Source organism: Moorena sp. SIO3I6 (assembly GCF_010672095.1).
The window spans coordinates 1-2,372 of record NZ_JAAHHU010000721.1 but is presented as its reverse complement, the minus strand read 5'-3'; the positions used below and the strand labels follow the sequence as shown (position 1 = coordinate 2,372).

General features: G+C 40.4%; 2 protein-coding genes. One reads left to right on the top strand and one right to left on the bottom strand.

What is annotated here, in order from left to right; genetic code table 11:
• Window positions 1-346: 346 nt before the first annotated feature.
• Entirely contained in the window at window positions 347-766 is a 420-nt protein-coding gene (locus tag F6K49_RS53900; protein ID WP_366514298.1) for a hypothetical protein, read from the top strand.
• Between the two features lie 182 nt (window positions 767-948).
• Here F6K49_RS53900 and F6K49_RS41810 read toward each other — a convergent pair whose 3' ends face one another.
• Window positions 949-2,316, bottom strand: coding sequence for a hypothetical protein (locus F6K49_RS41810; protein WP_293107141.1), 1,368 nt, complete (start codon window positions 2,314-2,316; stop codon window positions 949-951).
• Between the last annotated feature and the right edge of the window lie 56 nt (window positions 2,317-2,372).

The window sequence follows — 2,372 nt, the reverse complement described above, 5'->3', positions numbered from 1 at the left end:
TTACCTAAACTTTAAACTATGATTAGTACTAATGCTAATAACCAATCCGAACATGCCTAATCCTATCCTGGCTAAATAAAATATAGCGTTTATTATAGCTATATAACGATTTTGCCTTTGTCTCTATATCCTCAGGGGACCTGTTGGAACTAGCAGATACAAATAGTGACTTTGTCGCCTCCACGACTTATTTTAATTCACAGACTGGCTACACAACATTTACTTACGAGTTTACAACAGCTGGCACGTTTACCTTGAGTATAGGAGTGGTGGATATGGCCGATTCTACGGTTGACTGTTTGAACATGACTTTGACCCGGATAGCGATAATAGCCAATGGGCATAAATTAGCAATGGTCAAGTTAATACCAACTTTGGTGGCGATGGCAACTCCCTTTGGTTTGATGGCGGTTCTGCAGAAGATAACTCCCGTTATGCTATTACCCAAGCCCTAGATGTTTCTCATGGCGGTACTATTTCCTTTGACCTAATCATTGGTAATATCATTGGTAATAGTAATAATGGAGGGGAGAATGCAGATTCTGGGGAAGATCTCGCTCTTGAATATTCCATTGATAGCGGTATCTCTTGGATAAGACTGGGTTTGTATGACACAGAAGACTACATCAGTTGGAAAACTATTACTGAGACCATTGACACCGATGCTATAACTAGTGCTACTCAGTTCCGCTGGCTACAGCTTAACCATAGTGGTTCTGGATTCGATAACTGGGCTATTGATAATGTGCATATTGATTTGGTTTAGATTATGAATCACTATAATCATCTGTTTTATTTAATTAATGTAAAATCAAGAATAAAAAATAAAAGGGAAAAAGCCTAGGTTAACTTTACATACCTAATTGATATGCCTAGGTTTACCATTTCCCCTGTAAATGGATAAATTAATCTGATGATTGCCGTATCTTCTTTATATCAATCCTTAGTTCAATTAAGAGCTGCTATCTCTAGTTTAGATAATAGCTCTTTCTCAACGTATTCCAGGTGATGTAAATCCTCAGCTACAATTAATAGAGTGACATCCCCTTGAGTTCCTAAGGTATCAAATTCATAAGGAAAGACAAAATTCGGATTACCATTACCCTGGTAGATTAAGGAACCAATCTTTTCCCTTAGGGTGCTAAAACTACAAGGTTCGATTTTAAGTCTCAACACCTTCCAGCATCCATCGTAGTCACTAGAACCAAACAAATTGTCAAGAATGAAAAATGCAAAGGACGATCCGTTCAGTCGGGCGTTGTTTTCGATGGGAAATATTCCTTGATCTGTGACAATATAATCGATGCCTAAGATGCCAAGATAGCCATCATCTCGCATGTGCTGGGCTATTTTGAAGGAGTAATCGCGAATTAACCCTTCTATCCTTTTTGAATAGGGTTTTCCTTTCACGTTACCGATATGTTGTAACCCATTAAACAGCTGGCATGTTATGCCCAGATGAGCAATTTCTCCATTGCTCCCAATCATCCACTGGTCATTGGGGGATGTAATGACTTTGAGGAATGGCTCAATTAAAAAACAACTCTCTCCCGATGCCAGCATTTTTGGCATCTCAGTGTCGAGGTTACTGCTGTTAACTTTATGAAGTGATGAGCCTACAGACCCTTGTGCGCCCCGGATCATTAACGTCTCATAATCCCTAAGCCAACCTAAGATTTCCTGTCGCAGTTCTGTCTCAAAATCCTCAGAGTCTGATGATTTACTCAGGATAGTTCCTGGTACTGTGGGAATACCAAGAGACTGACACAGGTCCTTGAAGGTGGACTTGTCAAAATACTTTAAGGTAATAGACTGATCACAGCCAAAAAAAACGGCATCAATGGTTGACGCCGCCTGTTTATCTACATCTGCCGAATAATAAGGAACAAACACCAAGGGTTTTCCAATTGATGCAAGAAATGCTCTAACTTCATCCGCTTTTTGCATTATCAGCTCTGAGAGCAGTGCTGGTTCATTTTCACGGTTGAAGGCAAAGACTTTCTGGGGTCCTAAGCCAAGATTTCTCAGCCAGTCGTAGTACTCTGCATCCAGATTGCCAGGAATGATCACGACATCTTCTGAACCAGCTACAGCTAAGGCTCGTGACGCCCAAGGTTCAAGTGTATTCTTGCCCTGAAAGTGGGGTTGGCTTCGGATATCGAAGGCAAATACCCTGACTTGATCTGAATTTGAGGAAATCAAGTCCAGAATAGAGCTTGATTTTGCGATCGCATTTGAGTTTACGCTTGAGTTCAATGCATCCTCTTGATGGGTGTGATTACCAATTAGCCTTTTGCTGCCAGAAGCACCATCCATATGCTTACTCCATACAGACCTAACATACGACTTATTACAAATTACAAGCGAAATTA